Genomic DNA, 22,493 nt, shown 5'->3' on the forward strand with positions numbered 1-22,493 from the left:
TCCGGCGCTGGCGTTCTGGGCAAACTCCCGGTAATAACACCCTCAATTACTGTTATGAGCACAGGCTCGTAACGAGATCTTATTTTTTCAGGAGACCGCCATGGACGAAACGGCGTCCGTTCCTGTCAAAGGGAATGGTCCGGCGCTTCCGCCGGAGACGATGAAGCGGGCTTACAAGGACATGCTCCTTGTGCGCCGTTTTGAAGAAAAGGCTGGTCAGCTATACGGAATGGGCCTGATCGGTGGTTTTTGCCATCTGTATATTGGCCAAGAAGCCGTAGTGGTTGGTTTGGGCCTGCACATGAAGCAGGGTGACAAATCCATCACGTCCTACCGTGACCATGGCCAGATGCTTGTTGCTGGCATGACGCCACGCGGTGTTATGGCTGAGCTTACGGGGCGCGAAGGCGGCTATTCCCGCGGAAAGGGCGGCTCCATGCACATGTTCTCCCGTGAAAAGGAGTTCTATGGCGGGCATGGCATCGTCGGCGCTCAGGTAGCACTCGGTACAGGTCTGGCCTTTGCCAACAAGTATCGTGGCACTGATGAAGTCGCTATTGTTTATTTCGGCGAAGGTGCCTCATCTCAGGGACAGGTTTTCGAGAGCTTTAACCTAGCGGCCCTCCACAAACTGCCTTGCGTTTATGTCATTGAAAATAACCGCTACGGCATGGGCACTTCCATCGAACGCTCATCAGCGTCCAAAGACTTGTCTCAAAACGGGGCTGCTTGGGGTATTCCAGGTCGGAAAGTCGATGGAATGGACGTCTTAGCCGTGCATCAAGCCGCGCAAGAAGCCATCGCACATTGCCGCGCAGGCAAGGGGCCTTACCTCCTTGAAATGGAAACATATCGCTACCGCGGTCACTCCATGTCTGACCCAGCAAAGTATCGTGCTCGTGACGAAGTCGAAGAAATGCGCCGCACACGCGACCCGATTGAGAGCCTGAAAGCAGAAATGGCGAAGTGGGGCATGGACCCAGCGGAGCTGAAAAGCATTGATGATGACGTTAAAGCCGTTGTCGCTGACGCTGTTGAATACGCAAAAACTTGCCCAGAGCCGGACCCGTCCGAACTTTGGACCGATATTCTGGTGGAGGGCTGATCAATGGCATCTCTCGTTTTGATGCCGGCTCTGTCTCCCACGATGACAGAAGGCACCATCGCACGGTGGACGCGCCAACCGGGGGACAGCGTCCAATCTGGTGACGTGATTGCTGAGATCGAAACCGATAAAGCAACCATGGAAGTCGAAGCCACGGAAGACGGCATTTTCGGCAAAATCCTCGTTGAAGCAGGCACCGAAAATGTGGCTGTGAACACAGCAATTGCTGTTTTGCTTGAAGCTGGCGAAGATATCTCTGCCGCAGAGGCTCTGTTAGCACCTGCAGCACCAGCCTCAACGCCATCAGAGTCCAGCACACCTGCAGCTGTAGACGCACCCGTAACAGCTCCTGTTTCCAAAACGGTTGAAGCTGAAAAAGACTGGGGCGTGACACGCGACATAACAGTGCGTGAGGCGTTGCGTGACGCCATGGCAGCTGAACTGCGCCGTGACGAAGACGTTTTCCTCTTGGGCGAGGAAGTAGCCCAGTACCAAGGCGCCTATAAGGTCAGCCAAGGTCTTTTAGACGAGTTTGGTGAAAAGCGCGTTATCGACACACCTATTACCGAACACGGTTTCGCCGGCATGGCTGTTGGCGCTGCGCTGACGGGTCTGAAGCCAATCGTAGAATTCATGACAATGAATTTTGCGCTTCAAGCTGTTGACCACATCATCAATTCCGCCGCCAAAACGCTTTATATGTCCGGTGGACAAATGGGGTGTCCAATCGTGTTCCGCGGCCCAAATGGCGCAGCAGCGCGTGTTGGTGCGCAGCACTCCCAGTGCTTCGCGAGTTGGTATGCACATATTCCCGGCCTAAAGGTTGTGGCACCATGGTCTTCGGCAGATGCAAAAGGTTTGCTTCGCGCCGCTATCCGTGACCCGAACCCGGTTGTCGTTCTTGAGAATGAAATTCTCTACGGGCAGAAATTTCCGTGCCCTGAAGACGAAGATTTTATCCTTCCAATCGGTAAGGCAAAGATCGAACGCGAAGGTAAAGACGTTACGCTTGTTGCGTTTTCTATCATGGTCGGCGTTGCTCTTGATGCGGCGGCAAAACTGGCTGAAGAAGGCATTGACGCAGAAGTTATCAACCTGCGTACAATCCGTCCGCTAGATACAGAAACAATCGTTAAGAGCCTGAAAAAAACGAACCGTATTGTGTCCGTTGAAGAAGGCTGGCCGGTAGCGGGTATCGGATCTGAAATCTGTGCCGTTGCTGTCGAGCAGGCTTTTGACTGGCTTGACGCACCCCCAGCACGGGTATGTGGACTCGATATTCCGCTGCCTTATGCAGCAAACCTTGAAAAACTGGCACTTCCAAAACCTGATTGGGTCGTGGATGCTGTTCGCAAGCTATTCCGGGATTGATCGACAATGGCCATTGAAATTCTGATGCCGGCCCTCTCGCCGACCATGACCGAAGGCAAGCTTGCTCGTTGGCTGAAAGCCGAAGGTGATACTGTTACATCTGGCGAAGTGATTGCTGAAATCGAAACCGATAAGGCAACCATGGAAGTCGAAGCGGTGGATGAAGGCATTTTGGGCCGCATTTACGTCGCTGAAGGCCAAGAAAATGTTGCTGTGAACACGGCGATCGCTGTTCTGGTTGAAGAAGGTGAGAGTGTTCCTGCGTCTCCTTCCGAGGCACCCAAGGAAGCAGGCGTCAGCGCAAAACCATCTGAGCCAGCCCAAACGGCACAAGCGATCAAGCAACCCGGTGAACAGGCAAGCGACGTCTCCGGTGAGCGTATTTTCGTTTCTCCACTGGCTCGCCGCATGGCACGCGAACAAGGGATTGCACTGGATACATTGAAGGGAACGGGACCAAACGGCCGTATTCTCAAGCGTGATGTCCAGAAAAATGCTGTTCAACCAGCAGCGCCCAAAGTCGCCCCGACAGCGCCGCAACAGTCGGTCTCTCCGAGCGACACGGTCCAACGCGTGCCCAACTCGACCATGCGTAAAGTCATTGCGCGCCGTCTGACGGAATCCAAAACGCAGGTTCCTCATTTCTACGTATCCGTCGATATCGAATTGGATGCTCTGTTAGCACTGCGCTCCAAACTTAATGGTGCCGCTCAGGATGGTGCTTTCAAAATCTCGGTTAACGACATGATGATCAAGGCTGTTGCCCTTGCTCTGAAGAAAACGCCTGGTGTGAATGTTCAGTTCACAGAAGCTGAGACGCTACATTTTGAGAATGTTGATATCTCAATGGCCGTCTCCATACCCGATGGTTTGATTACGCCGATTATACGCAATGCTGACACCAAGAGCTTGCGTGACATCAGCGCTGAAGCGAAAGACCTAGCCAAGCGTGCACGCGCCAACAAGTTGAAGCCTGAAGAGTTTCAAGGTGGTACTTTCTCAATCTCGAACATGGGTATGTTCGGGGTGCGGGATTTCAGCGCGATCATTAACCCGCCTCAAGCCGCAATCCTTGCCATTGCATCTGGTGAAAAGCGCCCCGTCGTCCGCGATGGTCAACTGGCAATTGCAACAGTCATGACCGCGACATTATCCGTCGATCACCGCGCTATTGACGGTGCTCTGGGTGCTCAATGGCTTAACAGCTTGCGCGATATCGTTCAAAATCCTTACACTCTGGTGATCTGACCCATGTCTGAACTCTTTGATCTGATTGTGATCGGCGGCGGTCCGGGCGGATATGTTGCTGCGTTGCGTGCTAGCCAGTTGGGTCTGCGCGTTGCTGTTGTAGAGAGCACGCATTTAGGCGGGATTTGCCTGAACTGGGGCTGTATCCCAACCAAAGCACTTCTTCGTTCTTCTGAAATCCATCATCAACTGCACAATTTGAGTGCTTTTGGTTTTTCAGCCGGCAATGTTTCTTTCGACCTTGAAAAAATCGTAGGGCGCTCACGCGCTATCGCACGCCAAATGGGCCGCGGCATTGGACACTTGCTTAAAAAAGCTAAAGTCCCAACCTATGACGGGTTTGCTAAGTTGAATGGCCGTGAAGGGGAGGCGCATCGCGTCGACATCTCCAAAGATGGTCAAGCAGTAGTAACGCTCAAAGCGCCACATGTCATTTTTGCGACCGGCGCTCGCGCTCGTCAGCTTCCAGGGCTTGAAACAGATGGCAAGCTTGTGTGGAGCGCACGCGAGGCAATGACGCCAAAAGAGCTGCCAAAGCGCCTACTGGTCATCGGCTCTGGCGCGATTGGCATTGAATTTGCTTCGTTCTACCGCAACATGGGGTCAGAGGTCACGATCGCTGAAGTCGCTGACCGCATCCTCATCGCGGAAGATCCTGAAATTAGTGCTGCAGCCCGCAAGTCCTTTGAAAAACAAGGAATGCAAATCATTACCGGCGCTAAAGTTGGCCCGCTAAACAAGGGTGAAAACGAAGTTTCAACCACGATTGAAAGCGCCGCAGGGAAAGTTGACCTGACTGTCGACCGCGTCATCTGTGCCGTTGGTATTGTTGGAAACGTGGAAAACCTCGGCCTTGAAGGTACCAAAGTTCAGGTAGACCGCACACACATCATCACGGACGAATTCTGCCGTACGGGTGAAACGGGTATCTATGCAATTGGCGATGTGGCTGGCGCACCTTGGTTGGCGCATAAAGCATCCCATGAAGGTATCATTTGCGTAGAGAAAATTGCTGGGCGTTCTCCTGAGCCACTGCATGCACTCAACGTACCAGGCTGCACGTATTCTCGTCCTCAAATCGCATCGGTAGGTCTGAGCGAAGAGAAGGCGATTGCGGCCGGGCACAAAGTAAAAGTTGGGCGTTTCCCTTTCATCGGCAACGGAAAAGCCGTCGCTATGGGTGAAACCGAAGGCATGGTGAAAACTGTTTTCGATGCTAAAACAGGCGAACTTCTCGGCGCTCACATGATCGGTGCAGAAGTTACGGAAATGATCCAAGGCTACGTCATCGCCCGCACAGGCGAATTGACCGAGGCAGAGTTGATGGAAACGGTTTTCCCGCATCCAACAATCTCAGAAACGATGCATGAAGCAACCTTGTCTGCCTTCGACGGCGCATTACATATCTAACACATGTCACAACGCATCACGATCGATCACCGCCAGTCTTTAGGTATTGCGCCGCCGGTAGTGGAGCCCAAAATAGGGCTCCGCCACCCGGAAAAAGCGCACCGGCCCGATAACCCAATCCAGCGAAAACCAGCTTGGATACGGGTTAAAGCGCCGAACCACCCCGTGTACCATGAGACACGGAAACTGATGCGCGATAGCAACCTCGTTACGGTTTGCGAAGAAGCCGCTTGCCCCAATATCGGAGAGTGCTGGTCCCAGCGGCATGCGACCATGATGATCATGGGCGAAATCTGTACTAGGGCCTGTGCCTTCTGCAACGTGACGACTGGTTTGCCAAAAGCCCTCGACGCTGACGAACCGCGACGCGTTGCGGAAGCCGTAGCCAAATTAGGCTTAAGGCACGTTGTTATAACATCCGTTGACCGCGATGATTTGCCTGATGGCGGCGCAAGACACTTTGCGCGTGTCATCAACGCTATCAGGGACGCATCTCCCACCACAACGATCGAAATCCTTACGCCTGACTTCATGCGCAAAGATGGCGCTTTGGAGATTGTCGTTGAAGCTCGCCCCGATGTTTTTAATCACAATATCGAGACTGTTCCGCGCCTGTACCCAACCATTCGGCCCGGGGCTAGGTATTACCAGTCTCTTCGTCTCTTAGACGGGGTAAAACGCCTCGACCCAACGATTTTCACAAAATCCGGGCTTATGTTAGGATTAGGCGAAGAACGCTTGGAGGTGTGGCAGGTCATGGATGATTTTCGTATTGCGGACGTCGATTTCTTGACGTTGGGACAATATCTTCAACCGACCCCCAAACATGCCGCCGTAGCTGATTTTGTAACGCCTGAAGCCTTTGAAAGTTACGCTAAGACAGCGCGCGTCAAGGGCTTCCTGCAGGTCAGTGCGTCACCTCTTACACGCTCATCTTACCATGCGGACAGCGATTTTGCTCAACTGCGCGCCGCCCGAAACAGCCGACTGAAAGACATCGCCTGATGCCTACCCATGCCGAACAGCGCCTCATTGCTTATACGCCTGAGCAGCTTTTCGATCTTGTCGCGGATGTAGGCAAGTACCCACAATTCCTGCCTTGGTGTGTTAAAGCCGTTGTCAAAAGCCACACCGAAAAGGAACTTGTTGCTGATCTTACGGTCGGTTTTGGTCCATTCCGGGAGAGTTTTACCAGCCGCGTGACCCTTGAGCGCCCGACGCGTATCCACGTGCGCTACGAAAAAGGCCCTTTTAGATACCTGAACAACGTTTGGACTTTCACCCCCGATCCACGCGGGTGTCTTGTAGATTTTTTTGTAGATTTTGAGTTCAAATCTCGGCTTTTGCAAAATGCAATGGGTGTTGTTTTCAATGAGGGTGTGCGCCTCATGGTATCTGCTTTTATCAAACGTGCTAGAGACATTTATGGTGTAAGTCTCGCAGAAAAAGCGAAGTGATTTAAAACCGCGTTATCTGGAGAGCGTTAAAGAAGAGGAACAAGGATCATCTTACGACAAAGGATAATGTCATGATGAAAAAAGCTCTCCTCGCAGTAGTCGCTCTCACAGCAGCAGCTTCAGTTTCATCGCCTGCACTGGCAAAGCACCACGGCCATCACCACAAGAAGACAACCAAGACAGTCTCCAAGAAGGCTGTTTCGGACCCAGCAACGGACGCTCTCAACAGTGGTTCGCTGCAAAAGGCACAAACGCCAGTTGTCCCTGCGACACCTGCTCCAGCAGCGCCCGCACCAGCACCGGCTTCAAGCGGTCAGTAATTTCTAAAGCTGCAACGCAGTTCACCCGCTTTGGACAAAGCTCCAAAGCGGGTGTTTTATTATGCACCTCTTTGAGGTGAAGTTCGTTTGGCTGCCCAATTACCAAGAGCTTGAATTAATCCCACTAGGGCAATCAATACGAAGACAACAGCTATCATCACTTGGGTATTAAAACGCTGATAGCCGTAGCGAATAGCTAAGTCCCCCAAGCCACCGGCGCCAATAGCCCCTGCCATTGCGGATGCGCCAGTTAGAGTAATCAATGTAACAGTCAAACCGCTAATGAGGCTGGGCAGAGCTTCAGGGATAACTCCGTAGCAAATCACCATCCACCGGGAGCCGCCCATTACTTGCACGGCCTCGATCAGACCCGTGTCAACGCCTCTTAAAGCGATCTCAGCAATACGTGCATAATACGGAATTGCAGCAATTGATAAAGGAACAATTGCCGCAGCGGTACCCAAAGACGTACCCACGACCCAGCGCGTTACAGGCAACAAAATCACCAATAATATGATGAATGGCACCGCACGAAGTGCATCAATAAGTAAGCTAATAGGTTTTGCTATGAAAGGATTACCATATAATTCTTTCCGACTTGCCGAGAACACAATAACAGCGAGCGGCAAACCCACTAGAACTGAAATTAATCCTGCGGCGAGGACCATCACAAGTGTCTGTTCCGTGGCTTGCCAGACCAGATTAATAATGAGCCGGGACATAACCCAAAACCTCCATGAGTTGTGTCCTATCGGAAAGATACGCGGTCATCTCTTCCGACAAAGGCTTATCAAGGGTGAACACCATATCAACCGTCGGTACGCCGGCATACAAACTTGCTCCCCCTGAAATGAGCACCAGTCTGAGGTCAAAGCGGATCGAAATATCCGAAATGAACGCCGTCGATGCTTCATCCCCTACGAGCAGCGCTCTTACCACACTTAAATGCTTCTCAAGGGGCTTGTTCGTTAGATTGCTTTGTAGGGTGTGGGGCAGAGCAGGGCGGGTTTCGTTCAATAGGGCCTGAACAGCGGGCGGGTTGTTGGAGCGCGTTAAGAGATCAAGTATCGCGCCGTTGTGAACGAGTTCTCCCTGATCTAGCACCAATACTCTTTGAGCAAAGCGGCGAATGACGTCCATCTCGTGCGTAATGAGGATAATGGTCAAACCCAGTTTGCGATTTATATCGCTCAGAAGGTCCAGTACCGCCGTCGTGCTCTGCGGGTCCAGTGCTGAAGTAGCTTCGTCACACAAAAGCAGGGACGGCGCGTTCGCTAGCGCCCTCGCTATACCGACCCGCTGCTTTTGCCCTCCCGATAATTGTGCGGGATATTTTTCGCTGTGCTCGCCAAGACCAACCAGTTCCAGCAGTTCTTTAACGCGGGCTTTTATGTCGTTTGACGACCAACCCGCTATTTTTAGGGGTAGGGCTACATTTTGAGCTACGGTCTTTGTTTGCAGCAAATTAAAATGCTGAAAGACCAAACCTATATTCTGTCTAGCCTTCCGCAAATCCCGCTCTGCCAGCGTTGTAATGTCTTGACCTTGGAGTACTACGCTCCCTTGGTCAGGCTTTTCCAAGCCACACAAGGCACGCAGTAATGTCGATTTTCCTGCGCCAGATGGGCCAATAAGACCAACAATCTCGCCTTTTTCGACCTCAAACGAAATATCTTTTAAAACAGGGCTTTTCGCAAAACTATGCCAAAGCCCCGCAACACTAAGAACACTCATGGCCATGCTGGCAGTGTCGAGCCATGGTAGACATCTAGCAGAACTTTTTTAACATTTGGCTGCTGATAGGCATCGACTAGCTTTTTGACCCAAGGAGCCTTCGCGTCTTCTTCGTTAACAGCGATGAAGTTCGTGTACGGATTATTTTGCAGAGCTTCTTGTGCAATGCGCTGATGCACAACATCAATTCCTGACTTATGTGCCCAATCCGTATTAACCACTGCCGCGTCAAGATCGGACAATGCGCGACCCACAACCCCAGCGTCTAACTCTTTCACGTTTAAATTGCGTGGATTATCGGTAATATCTAGTACAGTTGGCAAAAGGCCCGCGCTGTCCGAGACTTTTATCAAACCTTGAGTTTGTAAAAGTAACAATGCACGACCTTCATTGCTTGGGTCGTTTGGCACACCAATACTTGCACCTTTAGGTAACTCGGAGACACTGTGCCACTTGGTGGAATATAGCCCAATCGGTGAAACATACATGTTTCCGACCGGCACAATATGGAAACCATGGGCTGCAATTTGCGCCTTCAAAAAAGGCCCATGCTGGAAGGCATTTGCCTGGACGTCGTGCTCTGCCAGTGCCTCATCAGGCAGATTGTACTCTGAGAAGGTAACAACCTCCACCTTCAAGCCATTTTTAAGAGCATTCTGTGACACAACACGCCAGACGTCCTCATCCTCGCCAGACATGATGCCGACACGTAGAGGAGTAGGGGTGCCTTCTTCAGCGTTGATGTGTCCAAAGGATGCGGCCCCCATGAACGCCGCAAAGGCCAAAAGAGTATGACGACGAGAAAGCATGCAAGCATCCTTTAACACAAAACAAGACCACAAAATAAACGATTTGACGAACAGATAATGTCATTAACGACAAAAGTCTATCCGAAACACCGATTTATCAACGTGACAAGATAAGATCCAACGCACGAAGAGCGCTAGCTTGCCTTATTGTGTGCCTGTCACCTTTGAAGAAACAACTTTCCGACTGGGTCTCAAGCCCTCGTCGAGCAATGGAAAAACAGACGGTTCCTACAGGCTTATAGGCAGACCCTCCACTTGGCCCAGCTATACCCGTAACCGCGACAGACACCGTTGCACTTTGCGTCCGTGTCAAAGCACCTTCCGCCATTTGTCTGGCTGTCTGCTCGCTTACGGCTCCATGGGCTTCCAGCGTTTCAAGGCTTACATCTGTCAGTTGGCGTTTGAGAAGATTGGAGTATGTGACAAGTCCGCCTTCAACCACATCTGACGACCCCGGCACTTCGGTCAAGGATGCAACAATCAAGCCGCCTGTGCAGCTTTCCACGGTGACGAGTTTTTCATCGTAGCTTCTTAAAAATTCAAGAACCTCTTCTGCTTTGGCAATGAGGGGGTCAGTTATCATGAAAAGCGCTTTCAACGGCGTAAAGCGTAATATTCGCTTCGATATTTAAAACATAAGACCGCGTCTCCCTGTAGGGCAGACGCTCTATCCAATCGAGCAATGTTTCATCGTTGATATCTGCGACAGGCGGGTTCGCCTTTAACCATGTATCCACCCTGTGCGGGCCAGCATTATAAGAGGCTAAAGCGTACGGAATTACGTGGTCAAAACGCTCCAGAAGCTGGCGAATATAAGCACTGCCGACTGTCAGGTTTGTCTGCGGATCTTTCAATCCCTCCGCTGAAACATTGAAACCTTTGAGGTGAGCGCGCCGCACAACGTCTCGTGCTGCACCCGGTAAAAGTTGCAGCAAACCGACAGCATGCGCTGCGCTCAATGCGTCAGGATTAAATGCACTTTCTTGCCGGGCAACGCCTAGTATAATGCCTTCAGGCAAATCTGCATCGACTGGCCATGGGTTTGGGTAACCTTGCGGATACAAACTGTACCCCAACCGCGCGAGGCTATGTGACGCAGCCACAGCACCCGCGGGGACGTTCAACTGTAAGGACAAATCCGCAACAGCCTTCTGCCCTGATGGGGAGGGATTTACCGTTTGCAGCAGCAACAAGAAAAGCCGCGAATGATCATAATCTCCGCTGTTGGCCAAGCTTCGTGCAGCATCAACCAGGTCTAGGCGCTGCAAAGGTTGTGTTTGGGGCTGGACCTGCTGGGTGAGCAGCTTATGCATTTCTGCCAGAAACGCATCGCTTTTGGTTTCGCCATTCAGTAGCGCTGTCTTATCCGTTAATTCAGCAAGGGCAAGCTGACCATGAATCATGGTTGGGTAGTATGATGCTTCTTTAAACGCCTCTTGAGCGCGATCGTCATCTTCCAGCAGAGCATAGCCCCGGCCAGCCCAATACCAACCCGCAGCACGGAAGCGAAGCGGCTGAGCCTGCTGCAAGGCTGCAAAATGCGGCAATGCCATTTCCGCATTTTTAAGGGCTCTGAGTGCTATGTATCCAGTTAATTCTTCAGCTTCTAAGCGTGCCGTAGTGTCTAGGGAAAGCGTTTGATCGTCTGAGAATTTCAACGCATCTTCGATGCGGTTGAATAGTAAAAAAGTCCGCGCCAATGTAAGGCGCTCGTTAGTCCATGCAGTCGTAGGACTTTGTTTTTGAAGAGCGAATATCCGCTCATTCCATAGCGCTTGAAGATCATCCAAACGATCAGCCCGTTTTAGATATCGGGAATAATACCGCAAAATGATCGGATCATTTTTCTGCGCCTCAGATAAAGACAAGAATGCACTTTCCGCATCAGGTAATGCGTAGTGCATGGATAAGCGCGCCGAGGCCAAGGCAGCATCTTGTGGCGCCAAACGGGAGATTTGCCTACGTGCCGAGGTAAGCTTGCCTGCGCCATCTAAAGTCTCAAAGCGCTGCCATTGATCCTTGGAGGTAAAGCCCGAGCCAAAACGCTGCTCAAAAGCAGCCTCTTGAGCACCATCAACCGCACCACTTATCCATAAGCTACGCGCTCCAGCGATGGCGTGCGGCAGATAAGCCACGCATCTCAAGAAAGCCTCGGGCAAGCTGAGCGGTAACGCTGGACAAAGCGCTTGCAGTTGGCCCGGGTCATTTTCCTGCGAAAGTGCCTTCTGGTAACGCCACATTATGCGGCTCTGCTCAGGCCAGACCGGCCCACTTGTCAAGAAACTCCCGTACCGTGAGGCGCTAAATCCGGCCCCGTCGGCACTTGTCAGAAGCAGCCATTCTTGCAGGCGCGCAGATAGCGGCGCCGCCTGAGCGGTGTCTAGGGCAGTGGCCCCTATGATGATGGAGGCAATGACAGACTTTGCACGTAACCGCATAGGAACTGCTCTATGATTAATAAACAACATGCTGCCAGACTTCACCGCCACCTTTGACGATAAGCTCCACAGCGACGAATAGAACAATCGCAAGGCCGACCCAGGCAATCCACTTATAACGCTCAAGGAGTCGGGCAATAAACGAGGCAGCAAGCGCCATCATCAAAACAGAAGCTACGAGGCCAAAAACCAGAACCCAAGGGTGGCCAACCGCGGCGCCGGCAACAGCCAGCACATTATCGACGCTCATAGACAGATCAGCTGCAATGATCCTGACAATGGCTGTCTTTAAGCTGGAAGGCGCATCTATTGTTGGGCCGCTCTGCTCATGCCGAAACTCGTGGAACATACGGGCACAAACCCATAGCAGCAGCAATCCGCCAGCCAAGGTCAAGCCGACGATAGATAATAGCTGCACCGCTACCAGAGCCAAAACTATACGCAGAACTGCGGATAAAAGTGTGCCTGCAAAAATCGCTCTTGTCCGGTCCCGACCAGTCAACTGGCGTACTGCGAGGCCGATTACGACGGCATTGTCTCCCGCAAGAGTGACGTCAATCAACGTGACTTGTGCGAGAGCAAAAAGGGTATGAATCATAGAATCGGGTGACAAAGGTTGTGCTTTCCTAAAAGCGATCCGTGCAATGTTCTCGTATTTGGTCTAAGCAACCCCCGTAAAGACCTTAAGGTCGTGACCCACACGCTTTTCGGAGTTCGCATGGTCCCCCGCTATAGCCGCCCCCAGATGACCGCAATCTGGTCCCCCGCCAATCGCTACCGCATCTGGTTCGAAATCGAAGCCCTCGCATGCGAAGCTATGGCTGAGCAAGGCGCCATTCCCGTCGAAGCCGCCCGCATCATCCGCGAAAAAGGCGACATCGCACTTGCTGCCTTCTCCGATGCTGATCTGGCACGCATTGATGAAATCGAGGCTGAAACGCGCCATGACGTCATTGCGTTCCTTACATGGCTAGCAGAAAAAGTCGGCCCTGAAAGCCGCTTTGTTCACTTGGGCATGACGTCTTCGGACGTTCTGGACACATGCCTTTCTGTCCAATTAACACAAGCAGCAGACCTTCTGCTTGAAGATATGGACCGAGCTTTGGAAGCGCTAAAAACACGCGCTTACGAGCACAAAAACACTGTTACCATTGGTCGTAGCCACGCTATCCATGCTGAGCCGACCAGCTTTGGCCTAAAGCTTGCAGGGCACTACGCAGAGTTTGCCCGCGGTCGTGAGCGGCTGGTTCAAGCGCGTAAAGAAATTGCGGTATGTGCAATTTCTGGTGCGGTTGGCACCTACGCACATATTGACCCGGCTATTGAGGAATACGTCGCAGCCAAGCTCGGCCTCGAAGTCGAGAGCGTATCAACGCAGGTCATCCCACGTGACCGCCATGCTGCATTTTTCTGTGCGCTCGGCGTCATTTCCAGCGGTATTGAGCGTTTGGCTGTAGAAGTCCGTCATCTGCAACGCTCAGAAGTGCGCGAAGCTGAAGAGTTCTTCCATAAGGGGCAAAAAGGCAGCTCTGCCATGCCGCACAAGCGTAACCCAGTTCTGTCTGAAAACCTGACAGGTCTGGCACGTTTGATTCGCTCACACGTTGTTCCCGCGCTTGAGAACGTCGCTTTGTGGCACGAGCGGGATATCAGCCACTCCGCTGTTGAGCGCAACATCTGCCCTGACGCGACGATCGGCCTTGATTTCGCACTGATCCGCATGGCCAGCATGATGGAAAAGCTGGTTGTCTATCCAGATCAAATGATCGCAAACATGGAAAGCCTTGGTGGCGTCGTCCATTCTGGCGAGGTTCTGCTGGCATTAGCTCGCGCCGGTATCTCCCGCGAAGACGCTTACAAGATTGTTCAGCGCAATGCGATGGCAACTTGGACACGCTTGGGCCAACCCGATGGCCGTAGCTTCCGCGAAAATCTGGACGCTGATCCAGACGTCAAAGACCGCATTGATGCATCCGTGCTCGACAAAGCCTTTGACCCTGCACAGCACCTTGCCAAAGTTGACCGTATTTTCACGCGCGTTTTCGGCTAAAAAACCACAGGGCGGATGCTTCTATCATCCGCCCCTCGCAGTTCACGCGCTGTAATGCTATGGGAGCGGAATACTCCGCTTGACACATCAGAGGCTGCTTCGTTCGTCAAGACTGTTTGCAGCCCTTGATACATTGCAACAAGGATAGCCAATGGCCCGCCGCCGCCAGATCTACGAAGGCAAAGCCAAGGTCCTGTTCGAAGGCCCCGAACCGGGTACACTCGTCCAGTATTTTAAAGATGACGTCACCGCCGGAAACGGTGAGAAGAACGGCATCATTACGGGCAAAGGTGTGCTTAACAACCGCATCAGCGAATATCTGATGCAACACCTGCACGACATCAACATCCCGACTCACTTTTTGCGCCGCCTCAATATGCGTGAGCAGTTGATCCGCGAAGTGGAAATTATTCCACTCGAAGTCGTCGTGCGCAACGTCGCAGCAGGCTCTATCGCCAAGCGCCTGGGCCTTGAAGAAGGTACGCGCCTGCCGCGGACCATCATTGAGTACTACTACAAAAACGACTCACTCAATGATCCGATGGTCTCAGAAGAACACATTGCCGCGTTCAATTGGGCAGCTCCACAAGACCTTGACGAAATGAATGCGCTTGCACTGCGCACAAACGATTTTCTGATGGGGATGTTTGCCGCCGCCGGGATCACATTGGTTGATTTTAAGCTGGAATTTGGGCGCGTTTGGGAAGGCGAGGAAATGCGCATCATCCTCGCTGATGAAATTTCCCCCGACAATTGCCGTCTTTGGGACACAAAGACCAGTGAGCGCATGGACAAAGACCGCTTCCGCCGTGACCTCGGCAAAGTAGAAGAAGCGTATCAAGAAGTAGCACGTCGCCTCGGCATTCTGCCTGAGGCTGGTAACGGTGACCTCAAGGGTCCGGAGGCAGTTCAATGAAAATCCGTGTTTTCGTATCCCTGAAGGAAGGCGTTTTGGACCCACAGGGCAAAGCCATTGGCCACGCCCTAGACACGTTGGGCTTCAAAGGCCTCGGCGAAGTCCGCGTAAGCCGCGTTGTTGATCTTGACGTTCCTGCGACCGACAAGGAAACAGCTCTGGAGCAGGGCGCTGCGATGGCTAAGGCACTGCTGGCAAATGAAGTTATCGAAGACTTCTTTGTAGAGGTGGCTGCATGAAGAAGCTGCTGGCACTCACTGTAGCAGCATCGCTCGCAGCATCTGGCTCGGTTGCACACGCACAGCGCGTATCAAAAGTAAGCGGGCGCATGATCGGCTCTATGTGCAGTAATGCACGTTCAGCTGGCTTGTGCGACGCATACATCGCAGGCGTAACAGACAGCGAAGTCTGGTCGAAAAAATTCGACGAGATCTCCAACGATGCGAACGCCCCGGTTGCATTCTGCGTCCCCGCAAGCGAGACAACTGCACGCCTGCGTGAGAGCGTTGTGTCCTGGCTGCACCGCCATGATGATGCCCTAACACAGCCCGCTGCGAAGGGTATCTATCGAGCCCTGCACGAAGCTTATCCTTGTCACAGCGCGACGGAGGACAAAAAATGAAAGCGGGTATCGTCGTATTCCCCGGTACAAACCGGGAGCGCGACATGGCACAGGCTCTCAAGCTGATTTCTGGCCATGCTCCGCGTATGATCTGGCACCATGAAACGTCCCTTGGTGACCTTGACCTCGTAGTCCTACCCGGTGGGTTCAGCTTCGGTGACTACCTCCGCAGTGGTGCTATGGCAGCACACTCACCAATCATGAGCGCTGTGAAAGCTTTTGCTGAGCGCGGCGGCCACGTTTTGGGTGTCTGTAACGGCTTCCAGATTTTGACAGAATCGCATCTTTTGCCGGGCGCCTTACTTCGCAATGCTGGCCTGCGCTTTCTGTCGCAAGACTGCCACTTGAAAGTTGAAAACGCCTCCTCACCATTTACCCGCGGCTGGAAAACGGGAGATGTATTCCGCTCTCCCATGGCGCATGGTGACGGCAACTACACTGCGTCCCCTGAAACGCTAGATCGGCTCGAAGGTGAAGGCCGCGTCGCTTTCCGCTATTCCACAGCAAATGGAACAGTGGCTGCAGATGACGTTACAGCCAACCCTAACGGTAGCGATCGCGCAATTGCCGGTATCCTTAGCGAAAATGGTCGCGTTTGCGGCCTAATGCCGCACCCTGAAAACCTGACTGACCCTGCAATCGGTGGTACGGATGGCGTGCCCCTGTTCCGTGGTCTTGTGGAGGCACTTGTCGGATGAGCGTGAAGGTTGATGCCACTCTCGCCCAGTCCTTCGGGCTGACCAGCGTAGAATACGATAAAGTTCTCACCATTATGGGCCGTACGCCGAGCTTTACAGAGCTCGGTGTGTTCTCGGTCATGTGGTCCGAGCACTGCTCTTACAAATCATCGCGTCTTCACCTGAAGACACTGCCGACTAAAGCACCTTGGGTCATTCATGGCCCCGGTGAGAATGCTGGTGTGGTAGATATTGGTGAAGGCCTGGCGGCCGTCTTCAAGATGGAAAGCCATAACCATCCATCCTTTATCGAGCCTTACCAAGGTGCGGCTACGGGCGTTGGCGGCATTTTGCGTGACGTCTTCACCATGGGCGCGCGTCCTGTTGCCAACCTGAACGCGCTGCGTTTTGGTGACCCAAAGAACGCTGGCACGCGCCGCATTGTTGATGGCGTCGTACGCGGCATCGGTGGCTATGGTAACTGCGTTGGCGTTCCAACCGTTGGCGGCGAAGTCAACTTCCATAAAGCATATGACGGCAACCCACTCGTCAATGCGATGACAGTCGGTATCGCTAAAAAAGACAAGATATTCCTGTCTGCGGCAGCTGGCGTCGGTAACCCGGTTGTTTATGTCGGCTCAAAAACCGGACGCGATGGCATCCATGGTGCTACCATGTCTTCCGCTGAGTTTGACGATGAAGCTGCATCAAAGCGTCCAACCGTCCAAGTCGGTGACCCGTTCATCGAAAAGCTTCTCATCGAAGCCTGCCTTGAACTTATGGCGACAGACGCAATTGTTGCTATTCAGGACATGGGCGCTGCGGGTCTCACGTCTTCCTCAGTCGAAATGGCCGGGAAGGGCGGAGTTGGCATTGAGTTGAACCTTGATGCCGTACCTCAGCGCGAGCCTAACATGACAGCGTATGAAATGATGCTGTCTGAGAGCCAAGAGCGTATGCTCATGGTGCTCAAGCCAGAGCGCACCGAAGAGGCACGTGCTATCTTCGAAAAGTGGGAGCTGGACTTTGCTGTTATTGGTCACCTGACCGATACGGGCAACATTACAGTTAAGCACAACGGCGCTGTAGAGGCCGATATTCCGCTAGCGCCGCTGGCTGAAGAAGCACCAATCTACGACCGCCCGCGCGCCCCGCTGGAAGCACCTCGCCACATTCAGCCGCCAGCTGACCCGGTTGGTATTGAACACGCGCTGCTTACCCTCATTGCATCGCCAGATCTTGCTTCACGTGCATGGATCTGGAACCAGTATGACAGCCTCGTTGGCGGTCAAACGGTTCAGCGCCCCGGTGGCGCAGATGCTGCTATCGTACGCGTAGAAGACACCAAGTTAGGCTTGGCACTTACGACCGATTGTACGCCGCGTTATTGCCAAGCTGACCCACATGCAGGTGGTGCACAGGCCGTTGTCGAGGCATGGCGTAATATTACGGCAACGGGTGCAACACCTCTCGCCGTGACGGACAACCTAAATTTCGGCAACCCAGAACGCCCCGAAATCATGGCTCAGTTCGCTGAAGCGATTAAGGGCATGGGTGAAGCATGCCGCGCGCTCGACTTCCCCGTCGTGAGCGGCAACGTGTCTCTGTATAACGAAACACGTTCCCCAACCGGCTTACCACAAGCGATTTTACCGACTCCTGCTATTGGTGGCTTGGGCGTGTTCCAAGACGTTTCCAAGTCTGTCGGTCTAGCCATGCCTGAAAAGCAAGAGCTGGTGCTGGTGGGTGAAATTCGTGGTGAGCTTGGTCAATCACTGTGGCTGCGTGAAATTTGCCACCGTGAGGAAGGTGCTCCGCCGCGTATCGATTTGGTCGCCGAGCGCCGCAACGGCGACTTTGTTCGCAGCCAGATTCAAAGCGGCACAGTTTCTGCTTGCCATGACATCGCTGATGGCGGCTTGCTCATCACGCTAGCAGAAATGGTCATGGCAAGCGGTGTAGGCTGCTCCTTGTTAGAGCATCCAGCTTCCCTGCCACATCACGCATTCTGGTTCGGTGAAGATCAAGCGTGCTATGTCGTGGCAACGACAGATGCTTCATCCTTCATCGCGGCGGCTGAAAAAGCAGGTGTACACGCCCGCAATCTCGGCCGTACGGGTGGAACCGCATTGAAAATGGCAGACGGCATCAGCGTAGAAGCGTCGCGTCTACGTGACATTAACGCAGCATTCTTGCCGGCACTTATGGGGCAGGATTCGTAACCATGCCTATGACCGCTCAAGAAATTGAACGTACGATTCTGGCAGCACTGCCTGACGCGAAGGTAGAAATTGAAGACTTAGCAGGGGATGGTGACCATTACGCATGCGCCGTAACCAGCGAAGCTTTCCGTGGCCTATCCCGCGTCCGTCAACACAAGCTTGTATATGATGCTTTTGGTACCCGTATGGGTACCGAATTGCACGCCATGGCGCTGCGGACAATTACACCTGCTTAAATGAGGATTGATTTTGTCCTCTTGAAGTTTAGGCTTCCAACACCTTAGTGATGGAAAGCCAAATGTGGGGCGGAAGTTGTTTTCGTCCCACCTAAAAAGGAAGACCCCATGCCTGAGACCGTGTTTCAGCACCTCCAAAACCTGATCGACGCTAACCCAGTCATGCTGTTCATGAAGGGCGACAAGCTTTTCCCACAATGCGGTTTCTCTGCCCGCGTGGTGCAAATCCTGTCTCACCTTGGTGTCACGTTCGAGACCTGTAATGTTCTGGAAAGCCCAGAGATCCGTCAGGGGATCAAGGACTTTTCGCAATGGCCAACGGTGCCTCAGCTTTATGTCAAAGGTGAATTCATTGGCGGCTGCGATATTGTAACTGACATGTACCAGAACGGCGAACTAGAGACCCTGATGTCCGAGAAGGGCATTGCTATTGCAAACGCCTAAAGTGGTAAAAACCAGATAATTTCTGGTTACTTTTACCATTGTTTGACCATAAGTTGCATTCGCCACATTCCTGCCATGTTGTTACCAATCATGGCAGGATCTTGATTTTTTTTGAATTAAGCACTAACGGGCTTGCCGTCAGCGCCTTTTCCAGCCTACGGTCGTTTTATCAGCAGGTACGGATTTTTGTAATGGCGCGACGACTTTTAAAGGCCATGGTCGGTGGCTTATCAGGTGTGGTTGTTACTTTCGGAGCAGGGCACGCAATCGCCCGTCCAGCAATCACTGATTACGAGGCAAGCCGCCTCACACTCGATGCTTTAACGGCTGTGCCCGTCTACCATCGCCCTGTCATGCGCGTGATCCATCACCGCCATGAAACACATGCCGTCGCCTTGGCAATGAACTCACATCGCCCCTCTGCCGTGGTCCGTTCAGTATCTTATAGAACACATGCTGCGGCACCAGCTCACCACCACGCTGTCAAACACCGCCGCACGTAATCTTACGCGTTTAACTGGCGGGATTATATATCCCGCCGCGCTCTTTTATTATTCTTGCCTGAGCGCATCTTTAATTCGCTTCATTTCCCCTGATGCCGTGACTAGAATGTAGTCCAAACGTGCCTCTGGCCTTTGCCACTCAGGGTAGGCGCTCCAAATATAATCGAATGCTGCTAACAGACGCTCACGCTGCTTAGTGCTCAACGCCTCAGCGCCCAGCCTCAAAGATTTACGCTGCTTAACCTCCACAACAACCAAGCGCTCATCCGTACACGTAACAAGATCAACTTCGCCTAATGGAGTTCGCAAGCGTTGTGCGAGAATTTGGTAACCTCTTGTTTTGAGACGCTCCGCAACCAGGTGCTCAGCACCGAGGCCTTGCTTATAAGACAAAAGCCCCCTTGCTGAGCGGACATTAGGCTTGGATTCGATCAAGAACGAAGCAGACGCGCGGCATCCAAGGCAAAATACGTCAGAACCCCGTTACAACCGGCACGACGAAACGCGAGCAGGCTTTCCAGAATGGTCTTGTCTTTATCCAACCAACCATTTTGGAATGCGGCCATCATCATCGCGTATTCACCAGACACTTGGTAGGCAAAGGTGGGTACTTTGAATTTGTCCCTAACGCGGCGAATAATATCTAGGTAAGGCATACCCGGCTTTACCATAACCATATCTGCACCCTCTTCGAGGTCACGTGCGACCTCAAGAAGAGCTTCATCTGAATTGGCCGGATCCATCTGGTATGTTTTTTTATCGCCCGTAAGCAAGCCACCTGATCCTAAAGCGTCACGGAAGGGACCATAATAGGCGGACGCATATTTGGCAGAGTAGGACATAATTCGCGTGTCCTGCTGGCCATCTTCGTCCAGTGTTTCACGGATTTTCCGTACACGGCCATCCATCATATCAGAAGGCGCTACAATGTCATTTCCTGCGCGCGCTTGGTTAAGGGCCTGTGCCGCGAGCACTTCGATAGACAAATCGTTAACAACTCGGCCGTTTTCAATAATGCCGTCATGCCCGTGATCTGTGTACGGGTCCAAGGCTACGTCACCAATAATGCCTAATTCTGGAAAACGGTCTTTTAAAAGCTTTGACGCGCGGCACATGAGATTATCTGGATTCAAGGCTTCAGTACCACGAGCATCCCTTAAAGATGCGGGAGTGATAGGGAAGAGAGCAACAGCTGGAATGCCTAGTTCCACGGCAGGCCGTACATGCTCGACCAATAGATCGAGGCTCACACGCACAACACCCGGCATTGAGGCCACAGACTGCTGCTGCTGCGTCCCTTCGCACACAAATATTGGCCAGATCAAATGATCTACCAAAAGCTGATTTTCACGGACCAAAGTCCGCGTAAATGCATCATGCCTGTTACGGCGGGCTCGGGAGAGGGGGAAGCTTCCATAAGACATGATGCAATGATGCTCTTATTTTTCGCCTAGGGAAAGAGCACTGTGCTTCTTGCCATAAAACGCATACACCACGAGGCCAAAAACAAGCCAAATCAGCAGTCTAATCCACGTCATCTTGTCTAATGAGGCCATAGAAACGCCGCAAAATACCGTTCCCAGAATCGGCACAATCATTCCACCCGGAACTCTGAAACGCCGCTCAGCATCCGGTGCGCGTAAGCGTAGAACTGGCACACCGATACAGACCAAGACGAAGGCAAAAATTGTTCCGATAGACGTCATGCTGCCCAACTCACCAATGGGTAAAACGGCAGCAAAAATACTGGTAATGACAAAGAACATCAGATGTGATGTCCAAGGTGTATGCGTCTTGTGGTGTAGTTTGCTGAAGATGTGAGGCAGTAAACCATCCCGTGACATCACGAGGAAAACTCGAGCCTGTCCCAAAAGCAAGCCAAAAATAACAGAAATATACCCTGCGGATATACCCATTTTAACAAAATTATTCAGCCATCCAGCGTGTGCAATATTCACCACCGTGGCCACAGGGCTGGGGTCATTTGCTAATTTTTGGTAGTTTACAACGCCGGTCAAAACCAGAGAAAATCCAGCATAGACAACGGCACAAATCAGCAATGTGGCAATCATCGCCACCGGTAAATCTTTCGAAGGATTTTTACTATCCTGCGCGGTCGTGGAGATAATATCAAATCCGATATAAGCGAAAAACGCCATACCAGCGGCGCGCATGACGCCTGAAAATCCAAACTGGCCGAAATCCCCCTGATTATGCGGAATAAAGGGGTGATAGTTAGCCGTGTTAATGTATTTGGCGCACATAGCGACCACGAGGACGATGACTGCCACTTTCACAAAGACCAACACATTGTTGATCTTTGTTGATTCACTCATCCCACGCATTAAAAGCGCAGTTACAACGAGAAGAATAAACACTGCGGGGGCGTTGAACCACGCCGGGACTACATCCCCATTCGCAAGATGGACGGGCGTCATGGGTGGGGCAAGGAGGCGAGGGTCGATATATAACCCCCAATCGTTTAGCAGGGATGTTACATATCCTGACCAACTGGACGCAACCGCAGCGGCCCCAATCGTGTACTCAAGCACCAAATCCCAGCCGATCATCCACGCGATGATCTCACCGAAAGCTGCGTACGAATATGTGTACGCTGAGCCGCCCGATGGCATCATGCTTGCAAGCTCACCGTAGCATAGGCCGGCAAAACCGCATGTGATTGCGGCAATGATATATGAAAGCGTTACACCCGGGCCAGCGTTTTGCCCCGCGGCAACCCCGGTGAGTGAGAATAAACCCGCGCCAATCGTAACCCCAACTCCAAGGGCAATAAGCTGCCACCGACCTAAAACCCGCTTCAAACCGGAATTAGAGGAGGGATCAGACTGAATTGGCTTTTTCCGCCACAGCGGAGAGGACATAACTGTGTTTCCTGACGACAATAAGAGAGAAAAAGAACGAATATTTCTT

Annotated in this window: 25 protein-coding genes; 16 read left to right on the forward strand and 9 right to left on the reverse strand. The window is 52.4% G+C overall.

What is annotated here, in order from left to right:
* Positions 1–100: 100 nt before the first annotated feature.
* From pdhA to D5366_RS10690, 7 genes are all read left to right on the forward strand, one after another.
* Entirely contained in the window at positions 101–1,105 is a 1,005-nt protein-coding gene (gene pdhA, locus D5366_RS10660) for a pyruvate dehydrogenase (acetyl-transferring) E1 component subunit alpha (protein WP_141493622.1), read from the forward strand.
* A 3-nt stretch (positions 1,106–1,108) separates the two neighbouring features.
* Positions 1,109–2,476, forward strand: a complete 1,368-nt coding sequence (locus D5366_RS10665) for a pyruvate dehydrogenase complex E1 component subunit beta (RefSeq protein WP_141493623.1) — start codon at positions 1,109–1,111, stop codon at positions 2,474–2,476.
* Between the two features lie 6 nt (positions 2,477–2,482).
* Positions 2,483–3,724, forward strand: coding sequence for a pyruvate dehydrogenase complex dihydrolipoamide acetyltransferase (locus D5366_RS10670; protein WP_141493624.1), 1,242 nt, complete (start codon positions 2,483–2,485; stop codon positions 3,722–3,724).
* A 3-nt stretch (positions 3,725–3,727) separates the two neighbouring features.
* Positions 3,728–5,134, forward strand: a complete 1,407-nt coding sequence (gene lpdA / locus D5366_RS10675) for a dihydrolipoyl dehydrogenase (protein WP_141493625.1) — start codon at positions 3,728–3,730, stop codon at positions 5,132–5,134.
* 3 nt (positions 5,135–5,137) lie between these two features.
* A complete protein-coding gene (lipA, locus tag D5366_RS10680) occupies positions 5,138–6,139 on the forward strand; it encodes a lipoyl synthase (RefSeq protein WP_141493626.1) in 1,002 nt (333 codons plus the stop codon).
* A complete protein-coding gene (locus D5366_RS10685) occupies positions 6,139–6,591 on the forward strand; it encodes a type II toxin-antitoxin system RatA family toxin (RefSeq protein ID WP_141493627.1) in 453 nt (150 codons plus the stop codon). The genes lipA and D5366_RS10685 overlap by 1 nt, the downstream gene beginning before the upstream one ends.
* A 71-nt stretch (positions 6,592–6,662) precedes the next feature.
* The gene (locus D5366_RS10690) at positions 6,663–6,911 is read left to right on the forward strand and encodes a hypothetical protein (RefSeq protein ID WP_141493628.1); all 249 of its coding nucleotides are present in this window, start codon (positions 6,663–6,665) and stop codon (positions 6,909–6,911) included.
* Positions 6,912–6,970: 59 nt separating this feature from the next.
* Here the strand turns inward: D5366_RS10690 and D5366_RS10695 are convergent, their stop codons facing one another.
* The 6 genes from D5366_RS10695 to D5366_RS10720 all read right to left on the reverse strand — a co-directional run bounded on the left by D5366_RS10695 (position 6,971) and on the right by D5366_RS10720 (position 12,490).
* Positions 6,971–7,633 (reverse strand): methionine ABC transporter permease, encoded by a 663-nt coding sequence (locus D5366_RS10695; protein WP_141493629.1) that lies wholly within the window; start codon positions 7,631–7,633, stop codon positions 6,971–6,973.
* Positions 7,614–8,645: a methionine ABC transporter ATP-binding protein gene (locus tag D5366_RS10700; RefSeq protein WP_141493630.1), complete on the reverse strand. Its 1,032-nt coding sequence runs from the start codon at positions 8,643–8,645 to the stop codon at positions 7,614–7,616. Before D5366_RS10700 ends, D5366_RS10695 begins: the two co-directional genes overlap by 20 nt.
* A complete protein-coding gene (locus D5366_RS10705) occupies positions 8,642–9,454 on the reverse strand; it encodes a MetQ/NlpA family ABC transporter substrate-binding protein (RefSeq protein WP_205839585.1) in 813 nt (270 codons plus the stop codon). Before D5366_RS10705 ends, D5366_RS10700 begins: the two co-directional genes overlap by 4 nt.
* Positions 9,455–9,551: 97 nt before the next feature.
* Entirely contained in the window at positions 9,552–10,037 is a 486-nt protein-coding gene (locus D5366_RS10710) for a CinA family protein (RefSeq protein ID WP_141493631.1), read from the reverse strand.
* Positions 10,027–11,892, reverse strand: a complete 1,866-nt coding sequence (locus D5366_RS10715; RefSeq protein WP_141493632.1) for a lytic transglycosylase domain-containing protein — start codon at positions 11,890–11,892, stop codon at positions 10,027–10,029. Before D5366_RS10715 ends, D5366_RS10710 begins: the two co-directional genes overlap by 11 nt.
* 16 nt (positions 11,893–11,908) lie before the next feature.
* Positions 11,909–12,490: a YjbE family putative metal transport protein gene (locus tag D5366_RS10720; protein WP_141493956.1), complete on the reverse strand. Its 582-nt coding sequence runs from the start codon at positions 12,488–12,490 to the stop codon at positions 11,909–11,911.
* Between the two features lie 120 nt (positions 12,491–12,610).
* Between D5366_RS10720 and purB the strand changes: the two genes are divergently transcribed.
* The 9 genes from purB to D5366_RS10765 all read left to right on the forward strand — a co-directional run bounded on the left by purB (position 12,611) and on the right by D5366_RS10765 (position 19,562).
* Complete coding sequence (gene purB / locus D5366_RS10725) at positions 12,611–13,942, forward strand: adenylosuccinate lyase (protein WP_141493633.1); 1,332 nt, start codon at positions 12,611–12,613, stop codon at positions 13,940–13,942.
* A gap of 151 nt (positions 13,943–14,093) precedes the next feature.
* The gene (purC, locus tag D5366_RS10730) at positions 14,094–14,858 is read left to right on the forward strand and encodes a phosphoribosylaminoimidazolesuccinocarboxamide synthase (RefSeq protein ID WP_141493634.1); all 765 of its coding nucleotides are present in this window, start codon (positions 14,094–14,096) and stop codon (positions 14,856–14,858) included.
* Positions 14,855–15,097, forward strand: a complete 243-nt coding sequence (gene purS / locus D5366_RS10735; protein WP_141493635.1) for a phosphoribosylformylglycinamidine synthase subunit PurS — start codon at positions 14,855–14,857, stop codon at positions 15,095–15,097. Before purC ends, purS begins: the two co-directional genes overlap by 4 nt.
* Positions 15,094–15,480 carry a Rap1a/Tai family immunity protein gene (locus D5366_RS10740; protein ID WP_141493636.1) on the forward strand — a complete coding sequence of 129 codons (387 nt, stop codon included), beginning with the start codon at positions 15,094–15,096 and terminating at the stop codon, positions 15,478–15,480. The genes purS and D5366_RS10740 overlap by 4 nt, the downstream gene beginning before the upstream one ends.
* Positions 15,477–16,178, forward strand: coding sequence for a phosphoribosylformylglycinamidine synthase subunit PurQ (gene purQ / locus D5366_RS10745; RefSeq protein ID WP_141493637.1), 702 nt, complete (start codon positions 15,477–15,479; stop codon positions 16,176–16,178). Before D5366_RS10740 ends, purQ begins: the two co-directional genes overlap by 4 nt.
* The gene (gene purL / locus D5366_RS10750) at positions 16,175–18,379 is read left to right on the forward strand and encodes a phosphoribosylformylglycinamidine synthase subunit PurL (protein WP_141493638.1); all 2,205 of its coding nucleotides are present in this window, start codon (positions 16,175–16,177) and stop codon (positions 18,377–18,379) included. The genes purQ and purL overlap by 4 nt, the downstream gene beginning before the upstream one ends.
* 2 nt (positions 18,380–18,381) lie before the next feature.
* Complete coding sequence (locus D5366_RS10755) at positions 18,382–18,615, forward strand: BolA/IbaG family iron-sulfur metabolism protein (RefSeq protein WP_141493639.1); 234 nt, start codon at positions 18,382–18,384, stop codon at positions 18,613–18,615.
* Positions 18,616–18,723: 108 nt separating this feature from the next.
* Positions 18,724–19,059, forward strand: a complete 336-nt coding sequence (gene grxD, locus D5366_RS10760) for a Grx4 family monothiol glutaredoxin (RefSeq protein WP_141493640.1) — start codon at positions 18,724–18,726, stop codon at positions 19,057–19,059.
* Positions 19,060–19,250: 191 nt separating this feature from the next.
* Positions 19,251–19,562: a hypothetical protein gene (locus D5366_RS10765; RefSeq protein ID WP_141493641.1), complete on the forward strand. Its 312-nt coding sequence runs from the start codon at positions 19,251–19,253 to the stop codon at positions 19,560–19,562.
* Between the two features lie 48 nt (positions 19,563–19,610).
* On the opposite strand, the gene D5366_RS10770 is transcribed toward D5366_RS10765, so the two are convergent.
* The 3 genes from D5366_RS10770 to D5366_RS10780 are packed head-to-tail and all read right to left on the reverse strand — an operon-like array spanning position 19,611 to position 22,444.
* Positions 19,611–19,955 carry a YraN family protein gene (locus tag D5366_RS10770; RefSeq protein ID WP_141493642.1) on the reverse strand — a complete coding sequence of 115 codons (345 nt, stop codon included), beginning with the start codon at positions 19,953–19,955 and terminating at the stop codon, positions 19,611–19,613.
* A 38-nt stretch (positions 19,956–19,993) separates the two neighbouring features.
* Positions 19,994–20,986, reverse strand: a complete 993-nt coding sequence (hemB, locus tag D5366_RS10775) for a porphobilinogen synthase (RefSeq protein WP_141493643.1) — start codon at positions 20,984–20,986, stop codon at positions 19,994–19,996.
* Between the two features lie 15 nt (positions 20,987–21,001).
* Positions 21,002–22,444, reverse strand: coding sequence for an APC family permease (locus D5366_RS10780; RefSeq protein WP_141493644.1), 1,443 nt, complete (start codon positions 22,442–22,444; stop codon positions 21,002–21,004).
* Positions 22,445–22,493 lie beyond the last annotated feature (49 nt).

This window comes from Neokomagataea tanensis (assembly GCF_006542335.1).
Taxonomy (GTDB): domain Bacteria; phylum Pseudomonadota; class Alphaproteobacteria; order Acetobacterales; family Acetobacteraceae; genus Gluconobacter; species Gluconobacter tanensis.